The sequence below is a fragment of the Holospora curviuscula genome, assembly GCF_002930195.1.
GTDB lineage: Bacteria > Pseudomonadota > Alphaproteobacteria > Holosporales > Holosporaceae > Holospora > Holospora curviuscula.
Genome location: NZ_PHHC01000078.1, coordinates 37,543 through 43,821, shown reverse-complemented (window position 1 = coordinate 43,821; position 6,279 = coordinate 37,543). Strand labels below are relative to the sequence as shown.

The 6,279-nt window shown below is 38.5% G+C and carries 5 protein-coding genes, 1 tRNA gene and 1 pseudogene; 2 read left to right on the top strand and 5 right to left on the bottom strand.

What is annotated here, in order from left to right; translation table 11 throughout:
- Positions 1 to 132 (bottom strand): annotated as a pseudogene (locus HCUR_RS09500) (IS481 family transposase); the annotation flags it as partial.
- A gap of 458 nt (positions 133 to 590) precedes the next feature.
- Here HCUR_RS09500 and HCUR_RS01985 point away from each other — a divergent pair.
- A complete protein-coding gene (locus HCUR_RS01985; RefSeq protein WP_165780643.1) occupies positions 591 to 2,117 on the top strand; it encodes a S41 family peptidase in 1,527 nt (508 codons plus the stop codon).
- Positions 2,101 to 2,643, top strand: a complete 543-nt coding sequence (locus HCUR_RS01980) for a CDP-alcohol phosphatidyltransferase family protein (RefSeq protein WP_104206511.1) — start codon at positions 2,101 to 2,103, stop codon at positions 2,641 to 2,643. Before HCUR_RS01985 ends, HCUR_RS01980 begins: the two co-directional genes overlap by 17 nt.
- Here the strand turns inward: HCUR_RS01980 and HCUR_RS01975 are convergent.
- The 4 genes from HCUR_RS01975 to HCUR_RS01960 form a co-directional block, all read right to left on the bottom strand.
- Entirely contained in the window at positions 2,630 to 3,937 is a 1,308-nt protein-coding gene (locus HCUR_RS01975) for a hypothetical protein (protein WP_104206510.1), read from the bottom strand. The two genes, HCUR_RS01980 and HCUR_RS01975, sit on opposite strands and share 14 nt — an antisense overlap.
- A gap of 20 nt (positions 3,938 to 3,957) precedes the next feature.
- Positions 3,958 to 4,989: a coiled-coil domain-containing protein gene (locus HCUR_RS01970; RefSeq protein ID WP_104206509.1), complete on the bottom strand. Its 1,032-nt coding sequence runs from the start codon at positions 4,987 to 4,989 to the stop codon at positions 3,958 to 3,960.
- 141 nt (positions 4,990 to 5,130) lie between these two features.
- Complete coding sequence (locus HCUR_RS01965) at positions 5,131 to 5,883, bottom strand: type II secretion system protein (RefSeq protein ID WP_129591841.1); 753 nt, start codon at positions 5,881 to 5,883, stop codon at positions 5,131 to 5,133.
- Between the two features lie 21 nt (positions 5,884 to 5,904).
- Positions 5,905 to 5,977 (bottom strand) — tRNA-Arg (locus HCUR_RS01960).
- Positions 5,978 to 6,279 lie beyond the last annotated feature (302 nt).

Below are 6,279 nucleotides of genomic sequence, written 5' to 3'. Positions count from 1 at the left end.
TCTCCACTTGAGGATTGTTTTTGGGTTAACATTAAATCTTTTAGCCGCTTTTTCTATGCTCTCTTTACTATCACGGATCTCTCTACGGATTGCCTCCGTTGTTCTGGCATTTGCGTGTAATACTTGTCCCATAAGCTTTTTCTCCATGCATTATTATCTTCATAATATATACCATAACTCTCTGGGATCAAACACCTATTTACACCCTTTGCGCTCAGTATTCCCATGAGAGTCTTGTATCTTTGTGATTTAAGAATAGACAATCCAACTTATTTTCATGAACATTGAAATAATGTTTGATCAATGCTTGGGATAGAACCTTATTTTACACATTTTTTAAATTTGTATTGTTTACATTTGAACATTTATAAAGGTTTCCTAAAATAATCTTAATATCTGAGCCATTCTTTTGTTAGATGCTTCTTCTATTTTTTAACTATTCTATAAGTTTTTTCCGTTTTTTATAGTCTAATTTTTTCTAACTGTTTTTCTAATCTATCTGAACAAATATTTTAGGCTTTATATATCTATGCTTGTCAAATTTATTTTTTTTTCGTATGCTAAAACCCAGTAGTATAACAAGGGAGTTCATGTCTCAATTTGTGCGCTATAGCATGCGCATTGCACTGATAATTGTATGTATTTGTGTTGAAGGATCCTCCAGTCAACTCCAAAAAGTGCCTCAGGCGCGTTTAAAAAATTCCCTTACAACCAATCATCCTGCTTCGTCCGCTTCCTTTGAGATGGATGAAGTAAAAGCAGGCGCAGCGTTTTTAAATATTTTTCGTCTTTTGGTGGATGAATACGTGGATCATATTGGTGCTAAGCAAATGCGTAAGATGTTAGAAGGTGCAGTGCAGGGCATGTTATCTTCTCTAGATCCGCACTCTGGCGTCGTACAGCAAAATCTTCTTGAAGAAATGGAAGGCGAGTTTGGAGGACTAGGAATTCAAATTTCTCCTGTTCCCATTAAAGGAACAGATCGTACAGAGCTCACTGTTGTTTCTATTTTGGAAGGTTCCCCTAAGACCCCTGCACAGATTGCGGGTCTAAAACCGAAAGACGTTATTGTTGCAATTGACGACACGTTTTATGATCGTTATGATGAGGCAGTAAAAAAAATGCGGGGGGCACCTGGGACGAAAGTGACCTTAACGCTCAAAAGAAAGGTTCTGGATAAAGAAAAAATTTTCAACATCTCGTTAACAAGAGCGCTTATTAAGGTAGATTCTGTAAAATTTCGTCTTGAGCCTCATAGTAACACAGGATATATTCGCATTAGTGTCTTTGATGCTAAAACCAGCACTTTGGTGGCAAAAGCGTTGCGAGATCTTTACAAATCTAATCCTAAGCTGAATTCTATCGTCATTGATTTACGAAATAATTACGGAGGATATCTTGACCAAGCTATCAAGGTAGCTAGTTTGTTTTTATCTTCCGGTACGGTGGTGAAAGTAAAAGATAAAAAAAATATTCGTGTGCACTCTGTCATTCCTCATCAGGTCATTGTGGGCAAAGATGGGCTTTATGATGCTGCATTGCTGGTTTTAGTCAATGGATATTCTGCTTCTGCTTCAGAAATTTTAGCTGCTGCCCTCAAAGATCACAATCGCGCTATTATTGTGGGACGCGTCACCTTTGGAAAAGGATCGGTGCAAGAGGTAAAAATACTCGATTCTTATTTAGCCTTTAAGTTTACTTCTAGTCGCTTTTACTCTCCAAAAGGATCTCCTATTCAAGGGGCGGGTGTTATTCCCCACGTGATCCTAAAAATGCCTCAGGATTTATCAGAAGGAAACAAGTTAGAAATCAAAGAAAGTAATTTGCCCGGCTCATTGGAGAGAAAATTATTAAATCCAACTTTAACCCTTCCAGAAGAATTGCAACTCGATCGGTCCCGAAAAAATCTTAAGCCTTCTAGTCATGGTGTATCTCCGGAACGCCCCAGAACTTTTGCTTCACTGGCAATGCCTGTTCTAGGGGGCGATGCAAAAAATGATCTTGTTTTGGAGTCAGAGGTGGATTACGATCTTTTACAAGCTATGGACTTAGCAAAAGCTTTGGGAGAGCAATTTGAGCAATATACACTGAGGCAAAACAATGGAAAGCAAAAATAAAATATGGATGACGCCCAATATTTTATCCTTCTTGCGCATTGGGTTAACACCGGTTATTTGTAGCCTACTGTTAATGCAGAGTGTACGTGCCAGAAACTATGCCTTCGTGATTTTTTTAATTGCCTGTGGAACAGACTATATGGATGGATATATTGCGCGTCACCAAAAACAAAGTTCTTCTTTTGGTACGGTATTGGATCCTTTTGCGGATAAATGTCTAATATGCTCTATTTCATTTACATTAATGTATGGGCAGTTTTGCGATATTACAAAATTTTTGTGTCTTTCTTTGATGATGCTTCGGGATATCGCCATCAATACTTTACGGAGTTTTGTGGGACATTATCGTGTTCCCGTGCACCTTTATGCAAAGATAAAGACTGCTTTTCAAATGGTAGGGATTGCCATTATGATTCTTCCCAGTGCACACACTTCCTCTACAGCGTCTCTGATGCTTCTTATGAGCTGTTTCATTAGTATATATACCGGTGCTGCCTATTTTTTTCGTGCATTTAAATATTTTTAGCATATGAAGGGTTCTGTCCTAAAGCAAACGTTTGAGGGGATCCTACCCGTACAAATTCAGGGACAGAAGATGGCGTCGTCACAGAAGAGTTGGTGGCTTGCTTCTGTTTCCACGCTTGAAATTGTTGCTCAAAAGATCCTGTGGTTTTAGGGGAATACTTAAATCCGGGAAATTGCTTTTGTATAAAGTCCCAATATTCACGTACTTTCATTTTTAGGGTTTGGTTTTGATAGTTCATCTGCTGAAAACGCTTTAAATCTTTCTGAAGCAATTCAGGGCAAGAAGTAGCTTGCTGTTCTAAGAATGCATTACGTTGACTGCACTGAGAAAACAAGGTACGCGCTTCTTGAGCTTGCCGGCTATTCTGATTTTTTAGTGCAGTGATCTCTTGTTGCAAAGACTCCACTTTCTCAATATCACTGGGCATATTGTTCTGGGTATGCAGCGCATTGAGCTCTTGGGCTTGCCGGCTGTTCCGATCTTTTAGTGCAGTGACCTCTTGTTGCAAAGACTCTACTTTTTCAATATCACTGGGAATATTGTTTTGAGTATGCAGTGTACTGAGCTCTTGGGCTTTCTGCTGGTTTTCCGCTTGCAGCGCAGAAAGCGCTTCCCGTAAGCGATGAGTCTCCTGAGCTTGAGTATCCTGGGGAGTGCTGTGTTGCAGTGTAGTCAATGAGTTCCGTAAAGCTTGGAGTTCCTGAGCTTGCTGGTTGTTCTGATCTTTTAGTGCAGTAACCTCTTGTTGCAAAGACTCCACTTTCTCAATATCACTGGGAATGTTTTTTTGGGTATGCAGCGCATTGAGCTCTTGGGCTTGCTGGTAGTTTTTCGCTTGCAGTGCAGAAAGCGCTTCCCGTAAGCGATGAGTCTCCTGAGCTTGAGTATCCTGGGGAGTGCTGTGTTGCAGTGTAGTCAATGAGTTCCGTAAAGCTTGGAGCTCTTGGGCCTGGGTAGTGTTAAGGTCTTTTTGTGCCTTTATGGTTTTTTCGTAATGAAGGCAGTGTTCTGCGTCCTGGATGAGTTCATTCAACCAGCCACTCATCTCTTTTATATAGGCTTCTTCCTGGTGAAGTGTTTTTTCTAAAGCGTCTCTCTCGGCGTCTTTGGAAGCAATTATTTTTTCCATATCTTGCACCAAACTATCGATGGCATCCAATAGAACGTTTTGAGAATTTTCGCTACTTCGAGCCATCTCCTCATCAGAAATCTCCTGTTGGGGCGTAGCCTTTGCACATTCTAACCCACTCAGTATCATGGTGATGAGGGGAAATACATAATAAGTACGGGTCATGGATGGGGTCCTTGCTTTTTTTATTGGCTTGAGGAAACGTTACCACAAGTATTGTTAAAATTTTCCTGTAAAGCATTTAATTCATTCTGTAACAAAGATATTTTTTGTTTCAATATAGGGCATTGGTCTTCCTTAGTCGTGGTTCCATCGGATACTGGTGCTTTTTGTGTCCTTATTTGGTTCAATTTCTTCAAAAATTCTTGCTTTTCTTGTTCTCTACGAGTATTATTTTCCAGTTCTTTTTGAGTATATTGTGTCTTTTGAGCGCTTTCCTTGATTTTCTTTTCTAAATTTTGTTTTATTTCCTCGTTTATATTGTCTATCTTTGGAACTGGGGTTGAAGTAATATTTTTGAGCCTTTCGCTGTGTGCTTTCAAGTATTCTATGGTTTTTTGTTTATTAATTTTTAATTTATCCTCTATCTCTATCTTCAAACTATCTGTTTGATTCAGAAGATTTTTTGTATTATTCAGTTCTTCTTTCAATAATTCAAAATCATTTGATGCTTTTTGTAATTCTTCTTTTTTATTCTTCTGTTCTGTGTTAAGGGATTCTTGAATTTCCTGCTTTTCTTGCTTAAGAATCTCAATATTTTTCTTGAGTTCTTGTGTATCGGATGCACTATTTTGTTCTAAGTCCGTTATTTCTTGTGCGAGTTTTTCCAATATTTCTTGATATTCTATTTTATCAGAATCGCTTTTTTGTACTTCTGTGTGTAATTTTTCTATTATGATTTTGTTTTCTGAGACTTTGAATTCAAGATCGGTTACCCGATTTTTGAGAGTTACATTTATTTCCTGCATCTCCTTATAGCTCTTCTCTAGATTTGCCGTCGTACTCTCAACTTCGAGAACGTTTTTTTGTATTTGAGCGTCAGTACTATAATCTAACCTTTGGTCTTGTTTTAATAAGCTACTCTTCTCAGTATTATTGAAATTTTCAGGATTAGAGCCCTTCTGGTCTAAATTCTGATTTTCGTTCTCATCTTCCGGTCCTGACTGCGCTGTCAGTGTTAAAAAAAATAAAAATATGTAATATTTATTATTTATCATAGTTATTTTAATGTATTAGAATATAAATTTATTATATTTTAAAATTATTAAAAAATATTATAGATTGAGATTACCAACAGAAGACGCTCACTGTTTTTTTGATGATCTTGTTGAGAGGGGCAGAAAAGAAAAAGAGCAGACTTATTTTACACAAGGGATGGGCTGAGACAAAAGTCCAGAAGATAAAAAATAATCCGTACACTTCAAGCCCATTTCGTGCAGCAATTGGGTTTTGGTAAAAAAGACCACTCTATCGTTATACCCCTCTTTATTGTGTCCCCAAGGGAGATAGTAATTTTTTGTGTCTTGTGAATTCATACCCAGAGATCTGTCCTCCAGGGCGCTGTTAGAATTACTTTTTTTCTCACCGTGACTGATCAGAACTAAAATAACACCGTCTCCCTTAACATAGTGGGTCACAGAAACATTCTGCTCTATAACATTTAGTGTGGATTTTGTCCCCAATATAAACTTACATAGTCCCAGAGCAGTGGAGTGAGTGACCCGATATTCTGTTAGATCTGGCTCTACTACAAAGCTGATCCAGCGCCCAAACCCATCCTTTGCAATGCGCTCTGAAAGTCCTAGACTACGAAAGGGAACCAAACCGTTCCAATGCTGGTTACAGTGCAGTAAGGATACGCCGTTACTCTCGTAAGAAGCAGGGCAGGGGAGACGTTTTTCTCGTAATACAAACCATACCACAGCATTCAAGATTTGTGCTTGATGAGATTGTGTTCGAAGATCTTGTTTTCTGCGAAAATATCCTTTAAAGAGTGAACTTCCTGCTCCGATAAGAATTCCCAGTACGCTTAAAACAATACACAATTCCATCAGTAAAAATCCTGACTGACTGTTCGAGAGAAGACATTTTTTAAGGAACGCGTTACGCAAATTTAGTTTTCTTGTGTTAAGCGCGCCTGAAGAGACTTGAACTCCTGACCTTTGCCTCCGGAGGGCAACGCTCTATCCACTGAGCTACAGGCGCTTTCCTAGGAACAGTATAATAAAATTTTTTCTCAAGCACCAGATACGCTACGATCTAATACAGTAAAAAAATGTTTAGGTAAAATATTCTATCAGGCAATAATTTTTTGTACCAACCACCATACCGCAAAATTTTTTTTAAAATAGAGATGCAACTAGACTATTGAGGCTATTGTAATTTACAAGAAACCAACATATGAAGAGTGAGAATACGTTGTACGGGCTCAACAAGTCATTATTGGGGAATTGCAAGCAACCATTTGAACGCTCGAAGGCCGGATCACGGATCTGGAGCGACGGCTA